Source organism: Pseudomonas sp. HS6-2 (genome assembly GCF_049325675.2).
GTDB classification, from domain to species: Bacteria; Pseudomonadota; Gammaproteobacteria; order Pseudomonadales; family Pseudomonadaceae; genus Aquipseudomonas; species Aquipseudomonas putida_N.
Genome location: NZ_CM143906.1, coordinates 2,504,646 through 2,529,587 on the forward strand (window position 1 = coordinate 2,504,646; position 24,942 = coordinate 2,529,587).

27 protein-coding genes are annotated in these 24,942 nt (G+C 64.6%); 18 read left to right on the top strand and 9 right to left on the bottom strand.

Annotated elements, in window-relative coordinates; translation table 11 throughout:
• Window positions 1-88: 88 nt before the first annotated feature.
• Window positions 89-997 (bottom strand): AraC family transcriptional regulator, encoded by a 909-nt coding sequence (locus ACOKS3_RS11755; protein ID WP_103446892.1) that lies wholly within the window; start codon window positions 995-997, stop codon window positions 89-91.
• A gap of 103 nt (window positions 998-1,100) precedes the next feature.
• Between ACOKS3_RS11755 and ACOKS3_RS11760 the strand changes: the two genes are divergently transcribed.
• Genes ACOKS3_RS11760 through ACOKS3_RS11780 form a run of 5 tightly spaced genes read left to right on the top strand, consistent with a single transcriptional unit; the run spans window position 1,101 to window position 5,539 of the window.
• Window positions 1,101-1,661 carry a carboxymuconolactone decarboxylase family protein gene (locus ACOKS3_RS11760; protein ID WP_103446893.1) on the top strand — a complete coding sequence of 187 codons (561 nt, stop codon included), beginning with the start codon at window positions 1,101-1,103 and terminating at the stop codon, window positions 1,659-1,661.
• A 48-nt stretch (window positions 1,662-1,709) separates the two neighbouring features.
• The gene (locus tag ACOKS3_RS11765; protein ID WP_103446894.1) at window positions 1,710-2,774 is read left to right on the top strand and encodes an acyl-CoA dehydrogenase family protein; all 1,065 of its coding nucleotides are present in this window, start codon (window positions 1,710-1,712) and stop codon (window positions 2,772-2,774) included.
• Window positions 2,771-3,592 (top strand): ABC transporter ATP-binding protein, encoded by an 822-nt coding sequence (locus ACOKS3_RS11770; RefSeq protein WP_103446895.1) that lies wholly within the window; start codon window positions 2,771-2,773, stop codon window positions 3,590-3,592. The genes ACOKS3_RS11765 and ACOKS3_RS11770 overlap by 4 nt, the downstream gene beginning before the upstream one ends.
• Window positions 3,579-4,784, top strand: a complete 1,206-nt coding sequence (locus ACOKS3_RS11775) for an ABC transporter substrate-binding protein (protein WP_103446896.1) — start codon at window positions 3,579-3,581, stop codon at window positions 4,782-4,784. The genes ACOKS3_RS11770 and ACOKS3_RS11775 overlap by 14 nt, the downstream gene beginning before the upstream one ends.
• On the top strand, window positions 4,784-5,539 hold the full coding sequence (locus ACOKS3_RS11780) for an ABC transporter permease (RefSeq protein WP_103446897.1): 756 nt from the start codon (window positions 4,784-4,786) through the stop codon (window positions 5,537-5,539). Before ACOKS3_RS11775 ends, ACOKS3_RS11780 begins: the two co-directional genes overlap by 1 nt.
• 93 nt (window positions 5,540-5,632) lie before the next feature.
• Here the strand turns inward: ACOKS3_RS11780 and ACOKS3_RS11785 are convergent, their stop codons facing one another.
• The gene (locus ACOKS3_RS11785) at window positions 5,633-6,319 is read right to left on the bottom strand and encodes a GNAT family N-acetyltransferase (RefSeq protein ID WP_103446898.1); all 687 of its coding nucleotides are present in this window, start codon (window positions 6,317-6,319) and stop codon (window positions 5,633-5,635) included.
• Window positions 6,320-6,390: 71 nt separating this feature from the next.
• Window positions 6,391-7,326 carry an N-acetyl-gamma-glutamyl-phosphate reductase gene (argC, locus tag ACOKS3_RS11790; protein ID WP_103446899.1) on the bottom strand — a complete coding sequence of 312 codons (936 nt, stop codon included), beginning with the start codon at window positions 7,324-7,326 and terminating at the stop codon, window positions 6,391-6,393.
• A 115-nt stretch (window positions 7,327-7,441) separates the two neighbouring features.
• Here argC and ACOKS3_RS11795 point away from each other — a divergent pair, with 115 nt between their 5' ends.
• Window positions 7,442-8,323 carry a LysR family transcriptional regulator gene (locus ACOKS3_RS11795; RefSeq protein WP_103446900.1) on the top strand — a complete coding sequence of 294 codons (882 nt, stop codon included), beginning with the start codon at window positions 7,442-7,444 and terminating at the stop codon, window positions 8,321-8,323.
• Between the two features lie 72 nt (window positions 8,324-8,395).
• Here the strand turns inward: ACOKS3_RS11795 and ACOKS3_RS11800 are convergent, their stop codons facing one another.
• A complete protein-coding gene (locus ACOKS3_RS11800) occupies window positions 8,396-8,602 on the bottom strand; it encodes a tautomerase family protein (RefSeq protein ID WP_103446901.1) in 207 nt (68 codons plus the stop codon).
• Between the two features lie 18 nt (window positions 8,603-8,620).
• On the bottom strand, window positions 8,621-9,355 hold the full coding sequence (locus ACOKS3_RS11805; protein WP_103446902.1) for an SDR family NAD(P)-dependent oxidoreductase: 735 nt from the start codon (window positions 9,353-9,355) through the stop codon (window positions 8,621-8,623).
• Between the two features lie 124 nt (window positions 9,356-9,479).
• On the opposite strand from ACOKS3_RS11805, the gene ACOKS3_RS11810 reads away from it, so the two are divergent.
• Together ACOKS3_RS11810 and ACOKS3_RS11815 are read left to right on the top strand one after the other, a co-directional pair.
• Entirely contained in the window at window positions 9,480-10,400 is a 921-nt protein-coding gene (locus tag ACOKS3_RS11810; RefSeq protein ID WP_103446903.1) for a LysR family transcriptional regulator, read from the top strand.
• A 91-nt stretch (window positions 10,401-10,491) separates the two neighbouring features.
• Entirely contained in the window at window positions 10,492-10,764 is a 273-nt protein-coding gene (locus tag ACOKS3_RS11815; protein WP_422764191.1) for a hypothetical protein, read from the top strand.
• 110 nt (window positions 10,765-10,874) lie between these two features.
• Here ACOKS3_RS11815 and ACOKS3_RS11820 read toward each other — a convergent pair whose 3' ends face one another.
• Window positions 10,875-11,525 carry a TIGR04211 family SH3 domain-containing protein gene (locus ACOKS3_RS11820; RefSeq protein ID WP_103446905.1) on the bottom strand — a complete coding sequence of 217 codons (651 nt, stop codon included), beginning with the start codon at window positions 11,523-11,525 and terminating at the stop codon, window positions 10,875-10,877.
• A 281-nt stretch (window positions 11,526-11,806) separates the two neighbouring features.
• Between ACOKS3_RS11820 and ACOKS3_RS11825 the strand changes: the two genes are divergently transcribed.
• Together ACOKS3_RS11825 and ACOKS3_RS11830 are read left to right on the top strand one after the other, a co-directional pair.
• A complete protein-coding gene (locus ACOKS3_RS11825; protein WP_103446906.1) occupies window positions 11,807-13,150 on the top strand; it encodes an OprD family porin in 1,344 nt (447 codons plus the stop codon).
• Between the two features lie 72 nt (window positions 13,151-13,222).
• Complete coding sequence (locus ACOKS3_RS11830) at window positions 13,223-13,540, top strand: TetR/AcrR family transcriptional regulator (protein WP_103446907.1); 318 nt, start codon at window positions 13,223-13,225, stop codon at window positions 13,538-13,540.
• 1,034 nt (window positions 13,541-14,574) lie between these two features.
• Here the strand turns inward: ACOKS3_RS11830 and ACOKS3_RS11835 are convergent.
• The gene (locus tag ACOKS3_RS11835; RefSeq protein ID WP_422764190.1) at window positions 14,575-15,912 is read right to left on the bottom strand and encodes a hypothetical protein; all 1,338 of its coding nucleotides are present in this window, start codon (window positions 15,910-15,912) and stop codon (window positions 14,575-14,577) included.
• 138 nt (window positions 15,913-16,050) lie between these two features.
• On the opposite strand from ACOKS3_RS11835, the gene ACOKS3_RS11840 reads away from it, so the two are divergent.
• Entirely contained in the window at window positions 16,051-16,206 is a 156-nt protein-coding gene (locus tag ACOKS3_RS11840) for a DUF2388 domain-containing protein (RefSeq protein ID WP_181004474.1), read from the top strand.
• Between the two features lie 43 nt (window positions 16,207-16,249).
• The gene (locus tag ACOKS3_RS11845; protein ID WP_103446908.1) at window positions 16,250-16,729 is read left to right on the top strand and encodes a VOC family protein; all 480 of its coding nucleotides are present in this window, start codon (window positions 16,250-16,252) and stop codon (window positions 16,727-16,729) included.
• A 56-nt stretch (window positions 16,730-16,785) separates the two neighbouring features.
• Here the strand turns inward: ACOKS3_RS11845 and ACOKS3_RS11850 are convergent, their stop codons facing one another.
• Window positions 16,786-17,850: an AbrB family transcriptional regulator gene (locus tag ACOKS3_RS11850; protein WP_103446909.1), complete on the bottom strand. Its 1,065-nt coding sequence runs from the start codon at window positions 17,848-17,850 to the stop codon at window positions 16,786-16,788.
• A gap of 124 nt (window positions 17,851-17,974) precedes the next feature.
• Between ACOKS3_RS11850 and ACOKS3_RS11855 the strand changes: the two genes are divergently transcribed.
• Entirely contained in the window at window positions 17,975-18,877 is a 903-nt protein-coding gene (locus ACOKS3_RS11855; protein WP_103446910.1) for a LysR family transcriptional regulator, read from the top strand.
• Here the strand turns inward: ACOKS3_RS11855 and ACOKS3_RS11860 are convergent.
• Window positions 18,874-19,761: a LysR family transcriptional regulator gene (locus tag ACOKS3_RS11860; RefSeq protein ID WP_103446911.1), complete on the bottom strand. Its 888-nt coding sequence runs from the start codon at window positions 19,759-19,761 to the stop codon at window positions 18,874-18,876. The two genes, ACOKS3_RS11855 and ACOKS3_RS11860, sit on opposite strands and share 4 nt — an antisense overlap.
• Before the next feature lie 134 nt (window positions 19,762-19,895).
• Here ACOKS3_RS11860 and ACOKS3_RS11865 point away from each other — a divergent pair, with 134 nt between their 5' ends.
• The 5 genes from ACOKS3_RS11865 to ACOKS3_RS11885 all read left to right on the top strand — a co-directional run bounded on the left by ACOKS3_RS11865 (window position 19,896) and on the right by ACOKS3_RS11885 (window position 24,901).
• Window positions 19,896-21,017 carry a muconate cycloisomerase family protein gene (locus ACOKS3_RS11865; protein ID WP_463581484.1) on the top strand — a complete coding sequence of 374 codons (1,122 nt, stop codon included), beginning with the start codon at window positions 19,896-19,898 and terminating at the stop codon, window positions 21,015-21,017.
• A gap of 19 nt (window positions 21,018-21,036) precedes the next feature.
• Window positions 21,037-21,327 (top strand): muconolactone Delta-isomerase, encoded by a 291-nt coding sequence (catC, locus tag ACOKS3_RS11870; protein ID WP_110638214.1) that lies wholly within the window; start codon window positions 21,037-21,039, stop codon window positions 21,325-21,327.
• A 51-nt stretch (window positions 21,328-21,378) separates the two neighbouring features.
• Window positions 21,379-22,314, top strand: a complete 936-nt coding sequence (gene catA, locus ACOKS3_RS11875; protein ID WP_103446913.1) for a catechol 1,2-dioxygenase — start codon at window positions 21,379-21,381, stop codon at window positions 22,312-22,314.
• A 267-nt stretch (window positions 22,315-22,581) separates the two neighbouring features.
• A complete protein-coding gene (locus tag ACOKS3_RS11880) occupies window positions 22,582-23,940 on the top strand; it encodes a spinster family MFS transporter (protein ID WP_103446914.1) in 1,359 nt (452 codons plus the stop codon).
• A 1-nt stretch (window position 23,941) separates the two neighbouring features.
• Window positions 23,942-24,901, top strand: a complete 960-nt coding sequence (locus ACOKS3_RS11885; RefSeq protein ID WP_422764666.1) for a helix-turn-helix transcriptional regulator — start codon at window positions 23,942-23,944, stop codon at window positions 24,899-24,901.
• Window positions 24,902-24,942 lie beyond the last annotated feature (41 nt).

The following is a 24,942-nucleotide window of genomic DNA, read 5'->3' on the forward strand; positions in this document are numbered from 1 at the left end:
CTGAAATATCCGTCATTCTTTGACGGATCTGTCAGGAATTTGCAGTCAAAGGATCACCAGCAGCGGCGGGGGATTCCGCGCTACCAGGTCAGAATGTTCCAGCCTGTTGCCGCCGATAGGCCCCGGGCTGCACCCCCATGGCCTTGGCAAACGCCCGGGTAAAGGCCGCCACCGACTGGTACCCCACCTGCACCGCCACTTGTTCCACGGTATTGCCCGCCTTCAGCAACCGGCACGCATGGCGCATGCGCAGCGCCAACAGCACTTGCCCCGGCGACTGCCCGGCCAGCTCATTGAAGCGCTTGAAGAACGCCGAGCGCGACAACCCGGTGCAGGCCGCCATGCTCTCCAGCGTCCAGGCCTGCCCAGGCTGCTCGATCAACTGCTCCAGCAACCCGGCAAATGCCGGCTGGCGGGCGAGGGCGACCAGTCCGCCCAGCGATTGCCCCCCGTGCACCTGCTGGCGTAGCACATACAGAAACAGCAGTTGGGTCAGGCGCTCCAGCATGATTTGCGAGGGCGAGCGCTGGCACTCCTCCAGAATCAGCCCGAACAACGCCCGCGCCGCATGGCCGGCCGGCTCATCGGCGCGCAGCACGATCCAGTCGGCTAGCCCCTCGACGATCAATGACGACAACCCGGCGCGGAAGTCGAAAAACCCGCATACCAGGCCCACCCCATCGTTCGCCGTCGCATCCAGCGCCTGCATCTGCTGGCGTGGCTGGTCGCAGGCTGTGATCGGGTCCTGGTCGCTGGATAGCCGATAGCTCAGGTCGCGCAGCAGGAACACGGCATCGCCGGCCGCCAGGCGCACGGCCTCGGCGTGGCCATCGAGGTGCAACCAGCAATGCCCTTGCACCACCAGGTGAAAGCTGGCACGGCCCATGCCTTGGGTGCTGGCATGCCAGCCGCCGCAATAGCGGCCGACATGGAACAGGCTCGCGTCGAGTTCGAGGCCTTCTAATAACCAATCGACAAGATGGCTGGATGAAATCATCTAATGCAAAGACTCAGGAGCAAGGAAAGGCGACTGATGAATATGGAGGGTAATTCTTATAACCAACAGACTGTAGCGACACACATCAAAAGGAGACCACTCCATGTCCTCCCGCATTACTCTACACACTCTGCAGAGCGCCCCGGAAGCGGCCCGCCCATTCCTCGAAAACGCCCAGAAGAACTCCGGCTTCATTCCCAACCTGCTCGGCGTGCTGGCCAACGCCCCGGCAGCGCTGGAAACCTACGTCACTGTCTCGGCCCTGAACGGCAAATCCGAGCTGACCCTGGCCGAGCGTGAAGTGGTACAACTGATTGCCGCCACCAAACACGGTTGCGACTTCTGCGTCGCCGGCCATACCGCCGTGGCCCTGAACAAGGCCAAGCTGCCCGCCGAGGTGGTCGAGGCCCTGCGTGCCCGTGGCGAACTGCCGGATGCCCGCTACGAGACCCTGGCCGAATTCGCCCGTGAAGTCATAGCCACCCGCGGCAATGTCAGCGACGCCACCTACCAGGCCTTCCGCGCAGCCGGTTTCACCGAGGGCAACGCCCTGGAAGTGATTCTTGGCGTGAGTCTCGCAACCCTGTGCAACTTTGCTAATGTGTTCGCCCAGACGCCGCTCAACGACGAGCTGAGCAAGTACCGCTGGCAGCCAACTGCGTAATTGACGCCTGGCGCTGGTGGCGCCTGCGATTTCAAAAGGAGTAGGGACATGCTTGATGCTGCATTTCGTCAATGGCTGGATGCCAATGCCGAGGCAATCGACCAGGGCCAATGCGACCCGCAGCTGGTGCTGGCGCACATCGCCGAATCGCAACTGCTGCGCGTAGGCGTCGCCCCGGCACTGGGTGGCAGCGGGGGCGCGGTCACCCATGCGGTCGAAGCCATCGCCGCCATCGCCAGCCGCTCGCTGGCCGCAGCCTTTGTCTGCTGGGGCCAGCGCGCATTCATCGAGTACCTGCTGCAAAGCCCCAACCAGGCCTTGCGCGAGCGCTTGCTGCCCAGACTGCTGACTGGCGAGCTGGCCGGTGCCACCGGATTGTCCAACGCCATGAAGTTCCTTTCCGGGATCGAGGCGTTGCAGGTGCGTGGCCGCCCCGAGGCGGCGGGCTGGACGCTGGAAGGCCGCCTGCACTGGGTGACCAACCTGCGCAAGAGCGGCTTCGTCGTGGCGGCGGCCATCGAGGACGATGCCGGCGGCTCGCCTTTCGTGATGGCGATTCCCTCCGACAGCCAGGGCCTGGAGCGTTCTGACGACCTGGAACTGATGGGCCTGCAATCGAGCAACACGGCAGCGCTGGCGTTCCATCAGGTGGAATTGAGCCGCGACTGGCTGCTGCACGAAAACGCCCGCGAATTCCTGCCCAAGGTGCGCCCGGCGTTTCTCGCCCTGCAGTGCGGCATGGCCATCGGCCTGGCGCGGCGCTCGCTGCACGAAGTACACGAACATCTGCACGGGCGCCTGTCGTTCCTCGAAGAACACCGCCAGGTGCTCAAGGAACGCCTGGAAAACACCGTGGCCGAGCTCAAGCAAGGCCTGCTCGAAGGGCGCTTCCAGGGCCAGCCGGCGGCGCTGTTCAAACTGCGCATCACCCTTGCCGAAAGTGCGGCCGATGCCGTGCAGCTGGAGCTGCAGGCCAGCGGCGGCAAGGCCTACCTGGATGAGTTCGGTGCCGGCTTCGCCCGCCGCTGGCGCGAGTCGGCGTTCGTGCCGATCGTCACCCCAAGCCTGGTGCAACTGCGCGCCGAGCTGCATCGCCAGGCCGCCAGCGCATGAGCCAAGCGTTACTCGAAGCCCGCGAGATCAGCCTGGGCTACCCGCGCGCGGGCGGCTGGCAGGAGGTGCTGGCGCGCTTCGACCTGCAACTGGCGCCAGGCGAGGTGGTGACCATCCTCGGCCCCAGTGGTGTCGGCAAGTCCAGCCTGCTGCGGGTGCTGGCTGGCCTGCAGCAGCCACGTGGCGGCCGCGTGACCCTGCATGGCGAGCCATTGCAGGGTCCCCATCCGCGCCTGGCAGTGGCCTTCCAGGACCCGAGCCTGCTGCCCTGGCTGAGCCTGGAAAAGAACGTTGCCTTCGGCCTGGACTTCGCCCGCCAGCCCAAGCTGACCGCAGCCGAGCGCCGTGCGCGCATCGACCATGCCATCAGCTCGGTGGGCCTGGCCCATGCGCGCAACCAGTATCCGGCGCAGTTATCCGGTGGCATGGCCCAGCGCACCGCACTGGCCCGCTGCCTGGCGCGCCAGCCTGAAGTACTGCTGCTCGACGAGCCGTTCGGTGCGCTCGACGAAGTGACCCGCGCCGACATGCAGCAATTGCTGCTGCAACTGATTGCCACCCACAACACGGCGGCGGTGCTGATTACCCACGATATCGACGAAGCCCTGTTGTTGTCCGACCGAGTGCTGCTACTGGGCAACCACCCGGCGCACATCCTTGGCCAATGGCACATCGACCTGGCGCAACCGCGCACGCACCGGGTCGAGGAGCTGGGCGCACTGCGCATCGAGATCCTGAAAACCCTTCGGCGGGCAAGCCGCACGGCTGAACCTTCCCCTACCTCATTGCCTTCGGAGCCTGCACATGTGCATGGATGACTGCTGTTCCGCCACTTCGCGTCGTGATTTCCTCAAGCTCAGCGCCATGCTCACTGCCGCTGGGGCGATGCCATTGCTGTCCAGCCTGCAGGCCCGCGCAGCCGCCGAACCCGACGCGCCGGTGCGCATCGGCTACCTGCCGATCACCGACGCCACGCCGCTGCTGGTGGCGCACAACAATGGCCTGTTCGAAGCCGAAGGCATCAAGGCCGAGCGCCCGGTGCTGCTGCGTAGCTGGGCGCAGGTGATCGAGGCGTTCATCTCGGGCCAGGTCAACGTCATTCACCTGCTGTCGCCGATGACCGTGTGGGCACGTTATGGCAGCAAGGTGCCGGCGAAGGTGGTGGCCTGGAACCATGTCGGCGGTTCGGGCCTGACCGTGGCGCCGGACATTACCGACATGAAGCAGCTGGGCGGCAAGACCGTGGCCATCCCGTTCTGGTACTCGATCCACAACGTGGTGCTGCAGCAGATGCTCAACGACAACGGCCTGACCCCGGTGTCGAAGCCCTCCAATGCCCAGCTGGCGGCCAACGAAGTCAACCTGCTGGTGCTGCCGCCCTCGGACATGCCGCCGGCCCTGGCGAGCAAGCGCATCGCCGGCTACATCGTTGCCGAACCGTTCAACGCCCTGGCCGAGAACCTCAAGGTCGGCCGCGTGCAGCGCTTTACCGGCGATGTCTGGCGCAACCACGCCTGCTGCGTGGTGTTCATGCACGAGCACGACCTGAACAACCGTCCGGAATGGTCGCAGAAGGTGGTCAACGCCATCGTCAAGGCCCAGCACTGGACCCGCGAGCACCGTGCCGAAGCAGCGGCGCTGCTGTCCAAGGCGGGCCCCAACAAGTACACCCCGCATGAACCGGCAGTGCTGACCAAGGTACTGGCCCCGGCCGCCGAAGACCGCGCCAGCTACATTGCCAGTGGCGCGATCCAGCATCAACAGTGGGATGAAAAGCGCATCGACTTCCAGCCCTACCCATACCCCAGCTACACCGAGGAACTGGTCAAGCGCCTGAAGCACACCCTGATCGAGGGCGAAAGCGGCTTCCTCGCCGGCCTGGACCCAGCGCAAACGGCCCGCGACCTGGTCGACGACCGCTTCGTGCGCAACGCCATTGCGGCAGTCGGTGGCCCTTCGGTGTTCGGCATCGCCGAGAACTTCCAGCGTAGCGAGGAGTTCGCGGTCTGATGCGCAAGCACGTCGTCCATGCCGGCCTGGGTTTGGCCGGCCTGCTGGGGTTGCTCTTGCTGTGGTGGCTGGGGGTGCGGTTGTTCGGCGAGGCCGACGGCCTGTCGGCGCGCTTCTCGCCCCAGGCGACCCTGGCCAGCCTGGTCGAGCTGCTCGGCCAGGGCGAGGTCTACGGGCATGTCTGGGTCAGCCTCAAGCGCATTCTGGTTGGCCTGCTGCTGGCGCTGCTGATTGGCGTGCCGCTGGGGCTGCTGGTCGGCAGCTACCGGCATCTGGAGGCGGCGACCACGCCAGCGTTCCAGTTCCTGCGGATGATCTCGCCACTGTCGTGGATGCCGGTGGTGGTAATGCTGATGGGCGTAGGCGACCAGCCGATCTACTTCCTGCTGGCCTTCGCCGCGCTGTGGCCGATCCTGCTCAACACCGCCGCTGGCGTGCGCCAGCTCGACCCGCGCTGGCTGCAGCTGAGCCGCAGCCTCAGTGCCACGCGTTGGGAAACCTTGTGCAAGGTGATCCTCCCTGGGGTGATCGGCCATGTACTGACCGGTGTGCGCCTGGCCATTGGCATCCTGTGGATCGTGCTGGTGCCGTGCGAGATGCTCGGGGTGAGTGCGGGGCTGGGGTATTTCATTCTCGATACCCGCGATCGCCTGGCGTACTCGGAGCTGATGGCGATGGTGCTGCTGATCGGCGTGTTGGGGTTCATGCTCGATGCCCTGGCTCGCGGGCTGCATCGGCGTTGGGTGCATGCCTGACCGGCCAGTTCTGTCTCTTCGCGGGGCAAGCCCGCCCCTACAGGACGGTGCGTTCCTGTAGGAGCGGGCTTGCCCCGCGAAGAGGCCGCACGATCAATGCACCGACTTGCGCTCCCGCACACAGGCCTTCGCCTGGGCGGTCAAATCATCCAGCCATTCATCCCGCTGCTGCTCGGCATCGAGCATGGCATCCTCACCCTGCTGATTAAGCAGGTAAGTGTGAATCTGCAGCACCTCGGCAGTCTGGTAGATCGGCGCAATATCCAGCCGGCCGATCAGCGCACCACTGGCCTGGCCGGTACTGCTCATCAGCACCTGCGGCCCGCTGGCGGCGACCACCTGCATGCCCATGCTTTCGAACCAGGGCACCTGATGGGCAAAGGCATTCAGCTCGACGCTGGCATAGCGCGCCTGCGCATCACCCAGCAGGGCACGGGCAATGCCTTGGCGGCGGTGGCTGGGCGCCACGGCCAGAAACGCCAGGGCGCAGGCCTGGGGGTTGTCCTGGGCCGGCAAGGTCAAGGCGAAACCGAGCAACTGGTCTGGGGCGTCGGCATCCAGAGCCAGGGTCAACTGCACCGCCAGGCCACGGGTGCCGTCAATGGCCTGCAGATACTGGTGCACCTCCATGCCGACACCGTACTGGTACAGCGGATAGAGCGGGTTTTCGGCACGAATGGCGACGCTGCTCAGGTCGCCGACGTTGTGGATCACCAGCTCGCGGATCTGGTTCTGGAAGGACTCGGGCGGCACGCTGTCGAGGCGGCTCAGGATGAACATCGGTGGACGGGCTCCGGCTGCGGTTGGCTCACCGCGCCGGGTTGGCGCGGGGTGCACAGTCTAAACCCTTTTTAGCCGCGCATCGCGGCAAGCATCAGGTCGAGGTTCTGCACCGCTGCGCCCGAGGCTCCCTTGCCGAGGTTGTCAAATACCGCCGTCAGCACCACCTGGCCGTGCTCGGGGTTGGCGTACAGCGCCAGGCGCAGGTCGTTGCTGTCGTTCAGCGCCTCAGGGTCGAGCGGGGTGGCCGGACCTTGCTGGTGCAGGGGCATCACCTGCACATGGCGGGCGCCCTGATAGTGCTGTTCCAGGCAAGCTTGCAACTGTTCCGCGTCGGGCTGGCCAGGCAACAGGCGCAGTTGCAGCGGGATGCTCAGGACGATGCCCTGGCGATAGGCCGCGTAACCCGGCAGGAACATCGGCCGTGCCGACAGGCCAGCGTGCAGCTGGATCTCCGGCACGTGCTTGTGCGCCAGTTCCAGGCCATACAGCTGCAAGGTCGGGGCGTGTTCAGCACCCGGGGTCTCATGCCGCTCGACGGCTGCGCGGCCGCCGCCGGAATAGCCGGAGATGGCATGGATGCTCAGCGGGTAGTCGGCAGGTAGCAGGCCGGCCTGGACCAGCGGGCGCAGCAGGGCAATGGCGCCAGTGGGGTAGCAGCCAGGGTTGCTGACACGTTTGGCTTGGGCGATACGCTCGGCTTGTTGCCCATCCAGTTCTGGCAGGCCGTAGACCCAACCTGGCGTGGTGCGGTGCGCGGAGCTGGCATCGATGACCCGTACCGCCGGGTTTTCGATGGCCGCAACAGCCTCGCGGGCGGCGTCGTCGGGCAGGCACAGCAAGGCGATGTCGGCGCTGTTGATGGCGTCGCTGCGCCGCTGTGGGTCCTTGCGCTCGGCTTCGGGCAGGGTCAGCAGGCGCAGGTCGTTGCGACCTTGCAGGCGGGCGTGGATCTGCAGGCCGGTGGTGCCTTGGTCGCCGTCGATGAAGACAACTGGTTTGTGCATGGTCGGGAGTCCGGTCAGGGGAGGGGGTGGCCTATGCTCGCCTGTGGCCTTGAGAAAGAAAATTTGAATATCATGATGCTGAAATTCAGTTTTGATGAATCAAGGATCGCCGCCCATGCGCGAAATCAGCCTCGACCGCCTGCGCACCCTGGTAGTGATTGCCGACCTGGGCTCCTTTGCCGAAGCCGCCCGCCAGCTCAACCTGGCGCCGCCCACCATCAGCCTGCACGTGGCCGAGCTGGAAGCGCGGGTCGGCGCGCCGCTGCTGACCCGCAACCGCAACCAGGTGCGCCCCACGAGCATCGGCGAGACCTTGCTGGCACGCGCTCGTCGTTTGCTGGCCGATGCCGATCTGGCCCTGGACGAGGTGCGTCGCCAGGTCGAAGGTCTGACTGGGCGGGTGCGCCTGGGCGCCTCGACGGGGGCTATTGCCCATCTGCTGCCCAGGGCCCTCGAACACCTGCGGGTGGCGCACCCGGGCATCGACGTACAGGTTCAGGTGCTGACCTCCCAGGCTTCCCTGGCGCGCTTGCGCGAAGGCAACCTGGATATCGGCCTGGTAGCGCTGCCACAGGTGGCTGGCAAGGGCGTCAGGCTCACGCCCTGGCGGCGTGACCCGATCCTGGCGTATGTGCCGGCCGACTGGCAGCCGCCGGCAAAGGTCACCCCCGGCTGGCTGGCGCAGCGTGCGTTGATCCTCAATGACAACAGCACCCAGCTGTCGCGGGTGACGGGTGAGTGGTTCGCGGCGGCGGGTTTGTATCCCGAGCCGCGCATCGAACTGAACTACAACGATGCCATCAAGAGCCTGGTGGGCGCCGGCTATGGCGCGACCTTGTTGCCGCAGGAAGGTGAGGCCGCCGAACTGGACCGGCGCATTGCGCGCCGGCCGCTGCGGCCAGGGTTGTGGCGCCAGCTGGGAATTGCCTGCCGGGAGGGGCAGGTGGAGCGGGCCACCGGGTTCGTACTTGAGGCGCTGGAGCGGTTGCGGCAATAAGGGCAGCAAAGCCCACGCGGTACCTGTGGGAGCCGCGCTTGCCGGCCAAAGGGGAGCAAAGCGCCCCAGCGTTCAGCCCCGCTCTCGCAGGCGAACTGCCGTCACGGTCTCGCCGCCAACCCCCCAGTTGTCCGTCGGCACTTCCTCGATCACCACGAAGGTACTGGCCGGTGGCTTGCCCAGTACCTGTTCGAGCAACTGCGTGGTGCCCTCGATCAGCTGGCGCTTGTGTTGCTGGGTCACCCCCTCATCGGTCACCCGGATATGAACGTAAGGCATGGCTGTTCGCTCCTCGGTTCAGTGCCAGGTGCCGGCGGTGCTGCCACCGTCCACGGGCAGGATGACGCCGCTGACGAAGCGCGCATCGGTCAGGTACAGCACGGCATCCACCACATCCTGCGGCTTGCCTGTGCGACCGCTTGGTGACAGCCCGCCAAGCCCTTCGACGTTGCCGCTGTGCAGCGGTGTATCGATGATCCCCGGCGCCACCGCATTGACCTGCACACCGCTGGCGGCCAGTTCCAGAGCCAGGCCTTTGACCGCCTGGTTGAGCCCGCCCTTGACCAACACTGGCAATAGCGCCGGCACGCGGGTATCCGGCTGCAGGGCGATAGAGGCAGTGATGGCGATGATCTGCCCGTGGCCTTGTGCAGCCATGACCCTTGCCGCTGCCTGCGACGGATAGAAAAAGCCCTTGAGGTTGGTGCCCACCAGCGCGTCGACGTCAGCCTCGCTGTACTCGGTAAAGGGCTTGGGGATGAAAATCCCCGCGTTGTTGATCAGGATGTCGACGCCGCCGAAGGTCGCCTGTGCCGTGGCGATCAGGTGCTGGGCTGTCTTGGCTTCGGCGATGTCGCCGGCCACGCCGGCGAAGCGCTGCGGGTGACCGAGGCGGGCGGCGGCCTGCTCCAGGCGCGCTTGGCTGCGGGCATTGCCGACCACGTTGTCGCCGCGCTCGAGGAAGGCCTCGGCGAGGGCGAAGCCCAGGCCGCTGGAGGCCCCGGTGATGATGACGGTTCTTGGCGTGCTCATGGTTGCGTTCTCCGAAAGTGAGCCGGTTGGCTCGTGGTGGAGATCACTGTAGGGCGCAACGCCTGCTTGAAAAATGAGCCGGATGGCACTTCAATCGATACACCATGTAATTAATCGAGCCGCCATGACCCGCTACTTCGACGACTTGCAACTGGGCAGCCTGGAGTTGTTCTGCCTGGCAGCCGATACCGGCAGTTTCACTGCTGCGGCCGCCGAGGCCGGTGTCACCCCGGCAGCGGTGAGCCGCAGCGTGGCGCGTCTGGAGGAACGCCTGGGCGTGCGCCTGTTCGTACGGACCACCCGGCAGATGCGCCTGTCCGACGCCGGCCAGGCCTATTACCAGCAATGTCGACAGGCGCTCGGGCAGTTGGTCGAGGCGGAGCGCCAGGCCACCGGTGGCCAGGCCGTGCCCAGTGGCCGCCTGCGCATCAGCGCGCCCACCCCTTATGCGCATCACCGTCTGCTGCCGTTGTTGCCGGCGTTCCGTCAGCGCTATCCACAGGTGCAGGTAGACTTGCATGTCAGCAATCGCAACGTCGACTTCGCCGAAGAGCCCTTCGACCTCGCTATCCGTGGTCGCGAGCCAGCCGATTCGCGGCTGGTGGCGCGGCGTCTGGAGGATGCCGAATTGGTGGTGGTGGCGACCCCGGGCTACCTGGCCCGCATGGGTACGCCGCAGGTGCCGCAGGACCTGGCCGGGCATGAGTGCATTCAGTTCGAACTGGCCAGCAACGGCCGCCGTTCGCCATGGCGTTTTCGCATCGAAGGCCGCGAGGTTGAAATGGATACCGACGGTGGCTTCACCTGCCTGGGCGACTTCCTGGCAACCGCGACACTGGTGCGCCATGGGGGTGGCCTGATGCAGGCCTACCGCTTCACCGTGCAGGACGCGCTGGCGAGTGGCGAGCTGGTCGAGGTATTGGGCGCATACGGCGGCACCTCGCGTCCCTTCATGCTGATCTACCCCCAGGCCCGACACATGCCATTGCGGGTACGGGCGTTCATTGACTTCCTGTTTGCCGAGGGCGCTCGACCGCTGATCTGAACCGACACACTGGGCCTGCGCCGACTATGCTCTTTTCTGCGTCGAGCCATTGTCTCTCGATGATCATTCCGATTGCCCAGGAGAACGCTCCATGAAATCCATGAAATTCGTGCCTCTACTGGTGATTGCCTCAGTGTTGAGCTTTACCGCCCATGCCGACCCTAAAAGCAACTGCGCGGCCAAGATCAGTGAGCTGGAAAGTATCCATAAAGCCGATGGCCCGGGGCTGCATGGTGGTATGGCACACGACTACAAAGAGCACTTGAAAACAGCCAAGGACGCGCAGGCGAAGGGGGACTATACCCAATGCCAGGCCTCGGCTGACCAAGCCAAGACCATCTACAACAAGGCCCGCAGCAAATAGTTACATGGCTGTACGGCTTCTTCGCGGCGACGTACGTGAAGAAGCCGGCACAGGCATACCCATCCAGGCTGCCAGCTTTCAGCCAGACGAAATCCCCACCGGATCGAGCATCAGAACCAGCGGTCGTTCTTCTTCCGGCCGCGGGTCAGCGCCGGCAGGATCAGCCCCGCCAGCAGGCCAGCGCCGGCGATGCTGCCGCCGTACACCATGTAGCGCATCATCACCTGCTTGTTCTCGTCGCCCAGGCGTGCCTGTGTATCGCGCAGGCTCGATTGGCTCTGGTCGAGCTGTTCGTTGAGTGCCTGGTTACGGGCTTCCAGTTCATCAATGAGCTTCTTGCGCGAGTCGAGGGTTTCCTGCATGCCCTGCACGCGGTTCTTCCAGCTGTCATCGATGTTCTTGAGCTGCCCGGACAGCTCCGCCACCTGTGCGTCGAGCTGCGGCAGGCGCTCGTTCTGGCCCGGTACCGACTGCAGGTCGCTGGTGAGGATCCACACCAGGTCGCCATTTTGCCCACGCACCTGGCTGTAGTTGCCCTGGCTGCCGATCAGGGTGAGTTTCTGCCCGGACTTGAGCGTGCCGACGATGCGGTGGCCATCGGTCGGGCCACTGCGCACATAGGTGCTCAAACTGTCGCTGACCCAGCGCGCATCGCTGGCCGGCTCTTCGGCATGCGCGGGGACGGCAAGAGCCACCAAGGCGGCGAGCAGGCTGCCGCGCAGGGCAGGGAGGGCAAGGGAGGCTGGGCGGGATTCAGGCATTTTGGGTCTTCGCTGCAACAGGAAAAATAGGCCCGGTAACTGTAGATCAGCGACGGAGCCGGCGAACCGGTCGGTGAATTGACCGTCAGGGACAGACCGCATTTTTGTAAGCAGGTTCACTGCTGAATGTAGGAATTACCAACAGAATGTTGCAAGTGCCGGGCTAGAGGCGCTGCGTGCCCATGACACGATTGTAATGCTGCGATCACCTTGGCGTTATCCGCCAGGCCCCACTCTCCGACTCCGCCAACACAATAAAAAACCTCCCCAAGGAGCTTCGGATGACCCGAACCGCACCCCTGTCCCTGGCTGCATGCCTGGCGTTGTCTGGCGTCATTGCATCGGCAAGCGCCGCCCAAGAAGCTGGCGAAGGTTTCATCGAGGGCAGCACGCTCAACGTGCTCAACCGCAACTTCTACTTCAACCGCGACAACCGCGACGGGCCGGCCCCGGTGCACAACGCTACCAAGCCGGCCAGCAATGGTTATTCCGAAGCCTGGGCGCACGCCATCATCGCCCGTTACGAATCTGGCTTCACCCAGGGCACGGTGGGTTTCGGCCTGGACGCCTTCGCCATGCTCGGGCTCAAGCTGGACACCGGCAGTGGGCGCAACGGCGGGCGCAGTTCGTTCGATGTGCTGCCGGTGGACCACGACGGCCAGGCGCGTGGCGAGTACACCAAGCTTGGCGGTGCCGCCAAGGTGCGATTGTTCGATACCGTGCTCAAGGTGGGCGATGTGTTCCCGGCCAACCCGGTGGTGGCCGCGGGCGATTCACGTCTATTGCCGGAGAGCTTTCGCGGCGTGACCGTGGAGAACACCAGCCTCAAGGACCTGACCCTGCAGGCCGGCCGCCTGCACGCGATGAGCCAGCCGGTCTCCAGCGACATGCGCGAGAACTTCGTGACCTTCTACGGCGGCCCCGTGGACTCGCCCTGGATCGCCTATGGCGGTGGCGACTACGACCTCACCGAGCACATCAGCGTCAGCCTGTTCAGCAGCCGGCTCAAGGATGTGTGGAACCAATACTACGCTGGTACCAGTGCCAGCTGGCCGCTCGGTGAAGACGTCGCACTGATCGGTGGCCTTAATTACTACAAGGCCGTCGATGAAGGCCGGCAGCGCCTGGGCGTGTTCGACAACGATATCTGGAGCGCGAAAGTCGGGGTGCGCTTCGGCGCGCATACCGTGGCGCTGAGCCACCAGCGCAACAACGGTGACGATGACTTCGACTACCTGCGCCAGTCTGATTCGATCTTCCTCGACAACTCGATCCAGTACAGCGACTTCAACTCGCCCAAGGAGCGCTCGTGGATGCTGCGTTATGACCTGGACATGGCGGCCTATGGGGTGCCGGGGTTGTCGTTCATGACGCGATACGCAAAAGGTACCGATGCAGATTACTCCAACGCCAACGCCTTCTACATGCGCCGCGACGCGGACGGTAACCCGCTGACGGAACAGAAGCGCTGGGAGCGGGATATCGAGGTCAAGTATGTGGTGCAGAGCGGCGCGGCCAAGGACCTGTCATTGCGGGTGCGCCAGGCGACCAGCCGGGCCACGGCGTTCGAGTCGGACCTGGACGAAGTGCGGCTGATCGTCGAGTACCCGCTGTCGGTGCTGTGAATTCACCTTTGGAAGCGTTCAAGCTCCTTTGGTCAAGGTGGATGGTTTGGCGCCCCGGTCGGGGCGCCTTTTTTGATTTTTGCCCCATGCCAACCTTGCTATCCTCGTCGGCACTCACCGCAGCGAGCCGAGCATGCCAAGACCGAAGAAGCACGACCTCACCACCGTAGACAGCTGAGCAATGGCATCGACGACCAGTACTTCCGCCAGCTCGGCGAGGCCCGTGATACGGCTCACGCCCGCGAACTGGTTGCCGACCTGATTGACTTCGACGAGAAGACCGCGCGGGTGCTGGATGCGCTGATCGAAGGTTTCACCATCCACAATGCCCTGAGCAAGACCACGGTCAGCCGGGCCGACATACTGGCGTTGATCGAGGCGATTGCGTGAAGGCAGCGCTGCCATCGACAGCCGAGCCAATCACTCAACCTCCCGCTCTTGCTCTTGCTCTTGCTCTTGCTTTTGCTTTTGCTTTTGCTTTTGCTTTTGCTTCTACGCGCGCGATAGTCCAGGCGACGCAGAGTGCGACTTCAGGAGGCCGAACGCAGGCGTCTGGAGGGCCAGGGTGCGTAGCACCCCTTCGGCGTAGCCGAAGGCGCGAGATGTAGACTTGCGTAGCAAGTCGTAGGCCGCGCGGGCCCGGAAGACGCCGGAGTGAGGGGACCCCGGAGCGAAGCGCAGGGGCCGGATGATGGGAGCCGGGGTTTTTGGTTACTTTTTGCCCAGTCAAAAAGTGACCCGCCGTAAGGGCGGAAAGGTGACTCAGCGCCACCTTGGCAAATGAATGTTGACCCGATTCAAAGGCCCACTTCTCCAAAAAGCCAAAAAGCCAAAAAGCCAAAAAGCCAAAAGCTCGACTGCGGTGGTTTTGACTCAGTCGAGTACATTCATTTGCCATGGCGACGCACAGTCACCTTTCCGCCCTTACGGCGGGTCACTTTTTGTCAAACGCGACAAAAAGTAACCAAAAAACGCTGGCTCCCATCATCCGGCCCCTGCGCTGCGCTCCGGGGTCCCCTCGCTCCGGCGTCCTCCGGGCCCGCGCGGCCTACGACTTGCTACGCAAGTCTACATCTCGCGCCTTCGGCTACGCCGAAGGGGTGCTGCGCACCCTGGCCCTCCAGACGCCTGCGCTCGGCCTCCTGAAGTCGCATTCGGCGTTTGCTGAGCTACCGCGCACTTAGAAGCAAAAGCAAAAGCAAAAGCAAAAGAAAAAGCAAACAGCGCTAGCTAACGTGGTTACTGGCTGGAGTCTCTCCCTGCAGGCGATTGCGTTCCTGCAGCGATAAGGCCAGCACGTAGGCGACAGCCACCAGAGCCACTTCGGCTGGGGTCATGACCATGCCGACCAGCGCGCCGTGCGGATGTACGGCAAAACCGTACGGGCGTACGAGGCACGGGTCAATGCCTGCTGCCGGTGGCGGCTAGGTCGCTACCAAGGTCCTGGCCAGGCAGTCCTTGCAATTGACGACGGTTTCCCGAGGCCCTGGCTGCACGTGTACCAGGTTCGACCCGCACATGGCGCAGAACAGTGTGCAGCCATGGGCATTCGCACTCCCTGGCAGTTCTGCGATGTAGTCGCTGACCTTGCGGCACAGGCCATGGTCATGCTGGTGCAACAGCACGTCGAACAGCGCCTGGCTGAAGCCTGAGCGCGGGGCATGAGTGTCGTAGCGCGATACCGTGAACTGCCAGTGCTCACGGATGGCGCGCTCGCTCAGCGAAAGCAGGCTCCCGGGAATGGTGTTGGCGGCATGAAGTTTGTTGACCTGGGCGCGAGCCACGAATGACAGGGCTCCACGAATGGCAGTGTTGGTCAGAGACCAGATGTGCCGTACGGGGTGCGCATCGAGCAGCTGCGCTGCGACTTCCGAGGCTTTCTTCCTGGCCTCGAAGGGCAGGCCGTGTTCTGCGCTGCGGGTGGCGATGTAGGCACAGACTTCTTCATTGCAAAGCAGCTTGATGGCCGCGACGAGCTCGTCATGCCATTGCGGCTGTGGGCCATTGGACACTGCCTTGTGCAGCGCGCGATACAAGGGGCCAAGGTCGGCCCGCTGCGGCTCATCCAGGCTGACATTGGCGATCCAGCGGACTTTGTTCTGCCAGGCCTTCGGCGTTGGGTCGTCGCTGAAAGCATCCAGCGGCGATTCGGGGTCGACCAGCAGGACCTGGTCTTCGTGCAGAGCAAGCAACATCGCCGAATCCATGCTCGGCGAAGGGCTGATGCGTGCGTCTGCGAGGGTCTTTTCCGCAGCCTGGATGCAACCCTTTTGCGCATCCATGCGTATTTCGAGCACGGCCAGCAACTGCAACTGGCGGGTGATCGACAGCGTGTGCAATGGCACTGGCAGGCGCTTTGCCAAGGACCAGTGCTCGTTGATGCGTTGGCGCCGCTCCACGGCCTTTGCCTGCCTGGCCCGTTCTCGCGCCGCCAGGCAGGGCTGGCAGGCGCAATCGCGTTTCCATGGGTTGCGCCCAGGGAAGTAATGGCGGTGGGCGCAGTTCGGGCAGTAGGCCAGGTTGTCGTTCCAGCTGTTGGCCGAGCGGCTTTTGCGCCGTTCGTACAGGCTGACTTCGCAGTAAGGGCACTCGAGTTCGGCGCAAGGTACCGGGGGAAAGGCCTTGATCAGGCTGCTGGGGGCGATGTCGATGGCGTAGCGTTCGAGCAGTACCGCGATCCTTTCACCGCCGATGTATTCGCTGTACAGCGCCTCGATCTGCTCAGCGCTGAGGTGCTGCAACTTTGATTTGAAGTCCGACAAACCTGTATCTCCCTGCGAATAGTCGCTTGTGAGGTTTTGTCGGCAATGATGCAGTGCTGTGAATCAGGTGGGTTGTGGGAAGCTTCTTTTGTGCTGGTAGGATTTTTCTGACTGTTGGTGTCACACCGAAAATCGGCCGTGTGTCCGTCGCCCCGGGGCCTGCCCAATGTCGCGACCAACGGTCGCTTGTGCGGCCCACGCCTGCAGCAGGCGCTTTGCGACCACCGTCAGCCCCACCCACGATCGACGGTGAGCGACCAGGCGCTGGCCGTGGCCATCGCCAGCCAGGGCTGAAGGGCTAGACTCAAGGCTTTCTGTTCTCCCATGGAGCCTTGCCATGACTGCCAAGAACACGATCTGCCTGTGGTTCGACAAGAATGCCGAAGAAGCGGCGAATTTCTATGCCAGGACCTTCCCCGACAGCAAGGTCATCGCGGTGCACCCGGCCCCTGGCGATTACCCTTCAGGCAAGGCTGGTGAAGTGATCACCGTCGAGTTCACCGTGATGGGCATTCCCTGCGTGGGGCTCAACGGTGGCGACACGTTCAAGCATTGCGAGGCCTTTTCGTTCCAGGTCAGCACCGAGGACCAGGCCGAAACCGACCGGCTCTGGCACGCTATCGTCAGCAACGGCGGCAGCGAGAGCGTTTGCGGCTGGTGCAAGGACAAGTGGGGCATCTCCTGGCAGATCACTCCGCGCATCCTCATCGAAGCCATCGCCAACCCCGACAAGGCCGCCGCCAAGCGGGCGTTCGACGCCATGATGAACATGGGCAAGATCGACGTAGCGAAAATCGAGGCGGCGCTTAAGGGATAGGGCCGCCTACCTTCGTCCCAGGCGCTAAAACCCTCAAGCCTGGCACCTCCAAGCACCTACCCCCGGGTCAGGCGTATGATCTGCCGCGCACAGAAGGCCCCGGTCAGAATCACCCCGAACAACCGCAATGTCTGCATCGCCAGCACCAACCCGACATCGGCATGGGTCTCGACGGCGATGATCGCCATCGCATCCAGCCCGCCCGGGCTGGTCGCCAAGTACATCGACAGAAAATCCGTGCCCATCGCCAGGGCCAGCACGTAGGCACACGCGGCGCATAACACGATCAACGCCACCGCCCCGGCGATCATGGTCGGCAGGCGTTTCCACACGTAGCGCACGGTCTGCCGGTCGAAACGCAGGCCGATGTAGCAGCCGATGGCACCGTAGGCAACCGCCAGCAAGGGCTCGGGCAAGCTGATGTTCAGCAGCCCACTGAGTTGCAGGGCGCCGCCGAGCAGCAGCGGTATCAGCAAGGCACCGGCAGGCAGGCGGTTACCGAGGGTGATGCCCACCAGCACCACGCCCAGGCTGAGCAAGCTGTCGATCAGGTGCGGGCCTTCCAGCGCCGCGGGTGCATGGGCCGCCGTACTTGCGCCTGGCGCGGCACCGAGCAGGTGACTGACCAGCGAGCCGATCATCACCACGCACACTACCCGCACATATTGCATGGTCGCCACCACGCGGCCGTCGGCGCCATTATCCTCGGCCATCGACACCATTGCCGACGCCGCCCCCGGCGCGGTGCCCCAGGCGGCGGTGCTGCCGGGGATGCCGCCGAAGCGTACCGTGCCGAGGCCGACCAAAGCGCTGAGCACCACCGTGATGAAAGTGGCAACCAGCATCAGGTGCCAGGACTGGGCCATCGACACCAGCACCGCCCAGGTCACCGAGTGGGCGACCAGCAGGCCGACGCAGCCCTGACCGAAGCGGAACACCTGGCGGTGCAGGTGCAGGTATGCGCCTGATACGCCGAAGACGATGGCCACCAGCATGGGGCCGAGGAACAACCCTGCCGGTACGGCCAAGGCATGCAGCAACTGGCCGAAGGCACCGGCGCAGATCAGCAGGGCGAGCCACTGGAAGAGGGTTCTGGAAGAAGCGGGTAGGGCGGTCTGCAACGTGGGTACTCCTTGCGCAGCGATAACGCGGGGCTGGCAGCGCCAGCGGAGAAAATTATCGACGGCGCAATCGATCAAGTCTATTTTCTACTTTCGATGAATCCATAACTGAAATTCATGAATCATGGACCTGCGTGACCTCACCTATTTCGAAACCATCGCCGAGCTGGGCCACCTGGGCCGGGCGGCGGAGAAGCTCAACCGCAGCCAGCCGGCGCTGAGCAAGAGTATCCAGCGCCTGGAGGAATCCCTGGGTACCCGGTTGTTCCAGCGCGATGGCCGCCGTATCAAGCTCACCGATGTCGGCAAGCTGCTGCTGGCGCGGGGCAAGCAGCTGCAACTGAACATCGCCGAGACCGAGCGCGAGGTGCGCGATTTCGCCAGCGGGCTGGTCGGCAACATCCGCCTGGGCTGCGCGGCGAGCATGGCCGATCATCTGCTGCCGCATCTGACCGCAGCGTTGCTGGAACGGGCACCGGAAGTGACCTTGAAGCTGTCCATCGCCCAGGACGATGTGCTCAAGGAATCCCTGCGCGCCGGGCGGCTGGATGTGATCATCTCACCGCAGATCGCCATGGACCCCGAGTTCACCACCTATCCCATCCTCGAAGATGAAGCGATCGTGGTGGCCAGTGCCGAGCACCCGATCTTCGCCGGCCCCATCACCCTGCAGTGCCTCTGCCAGTACCGCTGGGTGCTGGCGGGGCCGACAGTGACCGCCCGGCGCTGGATCGACAACGTGTTCATCGCCCACCAGCTGCCAGCGCCGCAGGTGCAGATCGAGACCAATGCCATCTCGCTGCTGCCGCGCCTGATTGCGCGCACTCAGTTGCTCAGCTTCGCTGCCCGGGAAACCCTCGAACATGGCTTGGGCATGTCCTGGCTGCGTGAGGTGCCGCTCAAGCAGACAACCATGCGCCGCACTGTCGCGGTGTCGGTGCGCACGGACGGCTACCTGTCGCCGGCGGCAGGGGCGCTGGTGACGCTGCTCAAGGAAAAGGGCAGCAGCTTCTTCGAACGTGACTAGGCCAAAGGCTCATTCACGGCCTGCTGGGCGATCAGTGCCAGGCAGCGTTGTACGATCGGGCTGCTGTCGCCCTTGCGCCGGCTGAGGATGATCGGGCTGACCGCGCTGCGGTCGAGCAAGCTGGCGTACTCGATATCGGTACGGTGCTGTTGTTGCACCGACTCCGGCACCAGGGTCACGCCCAGCCCGACGGCGACCAGGCCGATGGCGGTCTGCAGTTCGTTGGCCCACTGGCTGACCTTGAGGCTCATGCCGTGGTGGGCGAACAGCGCGAGGATGTGGTCGGCGTAGCTCGGCCGGGGGTTGGCCGGGTAGAGGATGAACGCTTCCCTGGCCAGTTGCTCGAGGGTCAGCGGCGCGCCAGCCAGGGCATGGCCCTTGGGCAATACCGCCACCAGCGGGTCTTCGCGCAGCACTTGCTGCTGGATCGCCGGGTCGTCGATGCGGATGCGGCCGAAGGCGATGTCGATGCGCCCGCTTTTCAGCGCCTCCACCTGCTGCAGGGTGGTCATCTCGCTCAGGCCCAGCTCCAGCTCGCTGTCCTTGCGCAATTCGCGGATCAGCTCCGGCAGTACCGTGTACAACGTGGAGGGGGCGAAACCGATGCCCAGCCATTGGCGCTGCCCCTGGCCGATGCGCCGGGTGTTGTCGCTGATGTTCTCCAGCTGCTGCAGCAAGGTGCAGGACTGCTCGTAGAAGAAGCGCCCGGCCTCGGTCAGGCGTAGCGGGCGCTCGCGCAGCACCAGCACGGTCCCGAGCTGCTCTTCCAGCTGGCTGATTTGCCGGCTCAGCGGCGGCTGGGCGATGTGCAGCAGTTCGGCGGCGCGGGTGAAGTTCAGGGTTTCGGCCAGGACCTTGAAGTAGCGAAGGTGGCGCAGCTCCATCAGACCTCCTGGGTATGGTGGGAGATTCATTTGATATTGGACGGCGCTCAGGGTCTCGCGCAATGCTTGAATAATCAAGTAAATGTAGTATCGGGTCTGAAGCTTGTGGCCTGATTTGACGGGACCTTCGAACCATGACAAACGCACTGATCGAGCGCATCGACGCGATCATCGTCGACCTGCCGACCATCCGCCCGCACAAGCTGGCGATGCACACGATGCAGCAGCAGACCCTGGTGGTGCTACGCCTGCGCTGCAGCGACGGCGTCGAAGGCATCGGCGAGGCCACCACCATCGGCGGCCTGGCCTACGGCTACGAGAGCCCCGAGGGCATCAAGGCCAACATCGACGCGCACCTTGCCCCCGCGCTGGTCGGCTTGCCTGCGGACAACATCAATGCCGCCATGCTCAAGCTCGACAAGCTGGCCAAGGGCAACACCTTTGCCAAGTCCGGCATCGAAAGCGCCTTGCTCGACGCCCAGGGCAAGCGCCTCGGCCTGGCGGTCAGCGAACTGCTCGGTGGCCGCGTGCGTGACAGCCTGGAAGTGGCCTGGACCCTGGCCAGCGGCGACACCGCCCGCGACATCGCCGAAGCCGAGCACATGCTGGAGATCCGCCGGCACCGCGTGTTCAAGCTGAAGATCGGCGCCAACCCGCTGGAGCAGGATTTGAAGCACGTGGTGGCGATCAAGCGCGAGCTGGGCGAACGTGCCAGCGTGCGCGTCGACGTCAACCAGTACTGGGACGAATCCCAAGCCATTCGCGCCTGCCAGGTGCTCGGCGACAACGGCATCGACCTGATCGAGCAGCCGATCTCGCGCATCAACCGCGGTGGCCAGGTGCGCCTGAACCAGCGCAGTCCGGCACCGATCATGGCCGACGAATCCATCGAGAGCGTCGAGGACGCCTTCAGCCTGGCCGCCAATGGCGCGGCCAGCATCTTCGCCCTGAAGATCGCCAAGAACGGCGGCCCACGCGCCGTGCTGCGCACCGCGCAGATCGCCGAAGCGGCTGGTATCGCCCTGTACGGCGGGACCATGCTCGAAGGCTCGATCGGCACCCTGGCCTCGGCCCATGCCTTCCTCACCCTGCGCCAGCTGACCTGGGGCACCGAGCTGTTCGGGCCGCTGCTGCTGACCGAAGAGATCGTCAACGAGCCGCCGCAGTACCACGACTTCCAGCTGCACGTGCCGCGCACCCCGGGCTTGGGCCTGACCCTCGACGAACAACGCCTGGCGCGCTTTGCCCGCCGCTGAATCAACAGGAGAACTGAACATGCTGTTCCACGTGAAGATGACCGTGAAACTGCCGGTCGACATGGACCCGGCCAAGGCCGCGCAACTGAAGGCCGACGAGAAGGAACTGGCCCAGCGCCTGCAGCGCGAGGGCAGTTGGCGTCACCTGTGGCGCATCGCCGGGCACTACGCCAACTACAGCGTGTTCGACGTGCCCAGCGTCGAGGCATTGCACGACACGCTGATGCAGCTGCCGCTGTTCCCGTACATGGACATCGAGGTCGACGGCCTGTGCCGCCACCCGTCGTCGATCCACAGTGACGACCGCTGATTCACCTTTGAACCGCGACTACCTGACAAGAACAATTCGAGGTAAGCAGAAATGACCGTGAAGATCTCCCACACCGCCGATATCCAGGCCTTCTTCGAGCAAGTGGCCGGCCTGGGCCAGGCCGAGGGCAACCCGCGCTTCAAGCAGATCATCCTGCGCGTACTGCAGGACACCGCGCGCCTGATCGAAGACCTGGAGGTCAGCGAGGACGAGTTCTGGCATGCCGTCGCCTACCTCAACCGCCTCGGCGGGCGCAACGAGGCGGGCCTGCTGGCGGCAGGCCTGGGCATCGAGCACTTCCTCGACCTGCTGCAGGACGCCAAGGATGCCGAAGCCGGTTTGACCGGCGGCACCCCGCGCACCATCGAAGGCCCGCTGTACGTGGCCGGCGCACCGTTGTCGGAGGGTGAAGCGCGCATGGACGATGGCACCGACCCCGGCGTGGTGATGTTCCTCCAAGGCCAAGTGTTCGATGCCGATGGCCAGCCGCTGGCCGGCGCCACCGTCGATCTGTGGCACGCTAACACCCAGGGCACCTACTCGTACTTCGATTCCACCCAGTCCGACTACAACCTGCGCCGGCGCATCGTCACCGATGCCGAGGGCCGCTACCGTGCCCGCTCCATCGTGCCGTCCGGTTATGGCTGCGACCCGCAGGGCCCGACCCAGGAATGCCTGAACCTGCTCGGCCGCCACGGCCAGCGCCCGGCCCATGTGCACTTCTTCATCTCGGCGCCGGGCCACCGTCACCTGACCACGCAGATCAACTTCGCCGGCGACAAGTACCTGTGGGACGACTTCGCCTACGCCACCCGCGACGGCCTTATCGGCGACCTCCGGTTTGTCGATGACGCCGCGGCGGCGCGTGACCGCGGTGTGCAGGGCGAGCGCTTTGCCGAGCTGTCGTTCGACTTCCAGCTACAGGCCGCCAAGGCGCCAGAAGCCGAGGAACGCAGCCACCGGCCACGGGCGCTGCAAAACATCTGAGCCCTGACTCGACCTCTGTAGGAGCTGGCTTGTCCCGCGAAGCAGGCACCGAGGTGGATGGCACCGGCTTCGCCGGTGTTCGCGGGGCAAGCCCGCTCCTACAAAGGGGAGAGAACCGGCTGAAAATCAAGTAATCGCCATACACCATTCCAATAACAATAAAGGTCCTTGGTCATGCGTAATCCCGCCCTGCGTGCGCTCGCCTGTTACTGACAGGTCACTGCCTTGTAATCCCTTTCCAGGCTGTCCCTTCAGGAATTCGCGAGCATGAATACCCTCACTCAAGAGCAACACCTCAAGCAGCATAACAAGCGCTATTTCTACGAATGGTACGTGGTCATCCTGTGCATGGTGGCCTACATCTTCTCGTTCGTTGACCGGCAGATCCTGGCCCTGATGATCGAGCCGATCAAAGCCGACCTGCAGCTGAGCGACACCCAGTTCAGCCTGCTGCACGGCCTGGCCTTCTCGCTGTTCTATGCCTTCATGGGCATGCCCATCGCCTACCTGGCCGACCGTTTCTCGCGCCCGCGCATCATCGCCGTCGGGGTGATCTTCTGGAGCTTCGCCACCGCCGCCTGCGGCCTGAGCAAGAACTTCACCCAGATGTTCCTGGCGCGCATCGGCGTGGGTGTCGGCGAAGCGGCGCTGTCGCCGTCGGCCTACTCGATGTTCAGCGATATGTTCCCCAAGGAAAAGCTCGGCCGCGCCGTGGGCATCTACTCGATCGGCTCGTTTGTCGGCGGCGGCATCGCCTTCCTGGTCGGCGGCTACGTGATCACCTTGCTCAAGGATGCGCAGACCATCGAGGTGGCCTTGCTCGGTGCGATGAAGGCCTGGCAGCTGGCGTTCTTCATCGTCGGCCTGCCCGGGGTGATCGTCGGCCTGCTGGTCTGGCTGACCGTGCGCAACCCGCAGCGCAAGGGCGCGCAGCTGGATGCCGACGGTAACGTGCGCAAGGTCCGGCTCAGCGATGGCCTGCGCTTTATCGGCCGCCATCGGGCGACCTTCGCCTGCCATTACCTGGGCTTCTCGTTCTACGCCATGGCGCTGTTCTGCATGATGAGCTGGACCCCGGCGCTGTACATCCGCAAGTTCGGCATGAGCCCCGAACAGGCCGGCTTCATGCTCGGCACCATCCTGCTGCTGGCCAACACCACCGGCGTGGTGTTCGGCGGCTGGCTCACCGATCACCTGGCCAAGCGCGGGCGCAGCGATGCGGCCATGCGCACCGGGGTGATCGGCGCGGTGGGCATGATCGTGCCGGCGGTGCTGTATTCGCAGGTCGACCAGCTGTGGCTGTCGGTGACCTTGCTGGTGCCGGCGATGTTCTTCGCCTCGTTCCCGATGCCGGCCTCTACCGCAGCCATGCAGATCCTCTCGCCCAACCAGGTGCGCGCCCAGGTGTCGGCGGTGTTCCTGCTGATCAGCAACTTGCTCGCGCTGGGCCTGGGCACCACGCTGGTGGCGTTGATCACCGACCGCTACTTCGGCGCCCCGGCCGCGGTCGGTTCGTCGATGTCGATCGTCAGCTTCGGTGCCTCGCTGCTGGCCATCGTGCTGCTGGCCAAGGGCTGCAAGTGCTTCCGTGACAGCATGCGCCGCGAACACCCCGCCGAGGCCTGAGATGCTCGCGGACATCCAGCTGCTGGAGCGTTTTCCGCTGTTTCACTCGCAGGATGTGGCAGAAATGCAGGTGCAGCTGGCCCGCTATCTCTGCCCGCATCGGTTGCGAGTGCTGGACGATGCTGCGCCGCAACTGCAGGTCAACGGCGTCGAGTTTGCCGGCGTGCGCTTGCTGCAGTTGCACTACGACGCGCCTGTGGAAGTCAGCCTCGAGGGCACAGGTGCGCAGTACCTGTTCCGCACCACCTTGCAAGGGCAGTGCGAAGTCAGCCACGGCCAGACGCATGCGGCCGTGGCGGCGGGCGGGCTGAGTGTCAGCTCGCCGTTCGCCAGCAGCCGTATCGTGACCGGCGGCGCCTGCCGCAATGCGGTGCTGAGCATACCCCGCGAGGCGCTGGAGCTGCATTTGCAGCAGCTGCTGGGGCGCAGCCTGGGGCAGCCGCTGGCATTCGATGTGCCGCTCGCCGCCGACCACCCGGGCGTGCACGCGCTGAGCCTGACCCTGGATTACCTGTGCCGGCTGTTCGCCTTGCAACTGAGCCTGGCGCCCTTGCGCCAGGGCCTGGTGGATCACCTGATGCAACTGCTCCTGACCCAGTTGCCGCACAACTATTCCGCCGCGCTGCTGCAACCGGCAGGGACCCCGCTGCCCAGCCATGTGCGCCGGGCGCGCGAGCATATCGAGGCCAGCCTCGACCAGCCGCTGGCGCTGGCCACCTTGTGCGCGCTCAGTGGCGTTTCGGTGCGCACGCTGCAGAACGGCTTTCGCCAGTTCCTCGGGCAGACCCCGGTCGAGTACATCCGCGACCGGCGCCTGCAGGCGGTGCACCAGGCGTTGCAGCAAGGCGAGGGCAGCGTGACCGAGGTACTGCTGCGCTTCGGCATCAACAGCCCGGCGCATTTCACACAGCAGTACCGGCAGCGCTTCGGGTGCCGACCCTCGGACACGCTCAGGGGCTGAAAGTTGCGCAATCGGTAGCCTGCCTGCGCGATCCGCAGCGC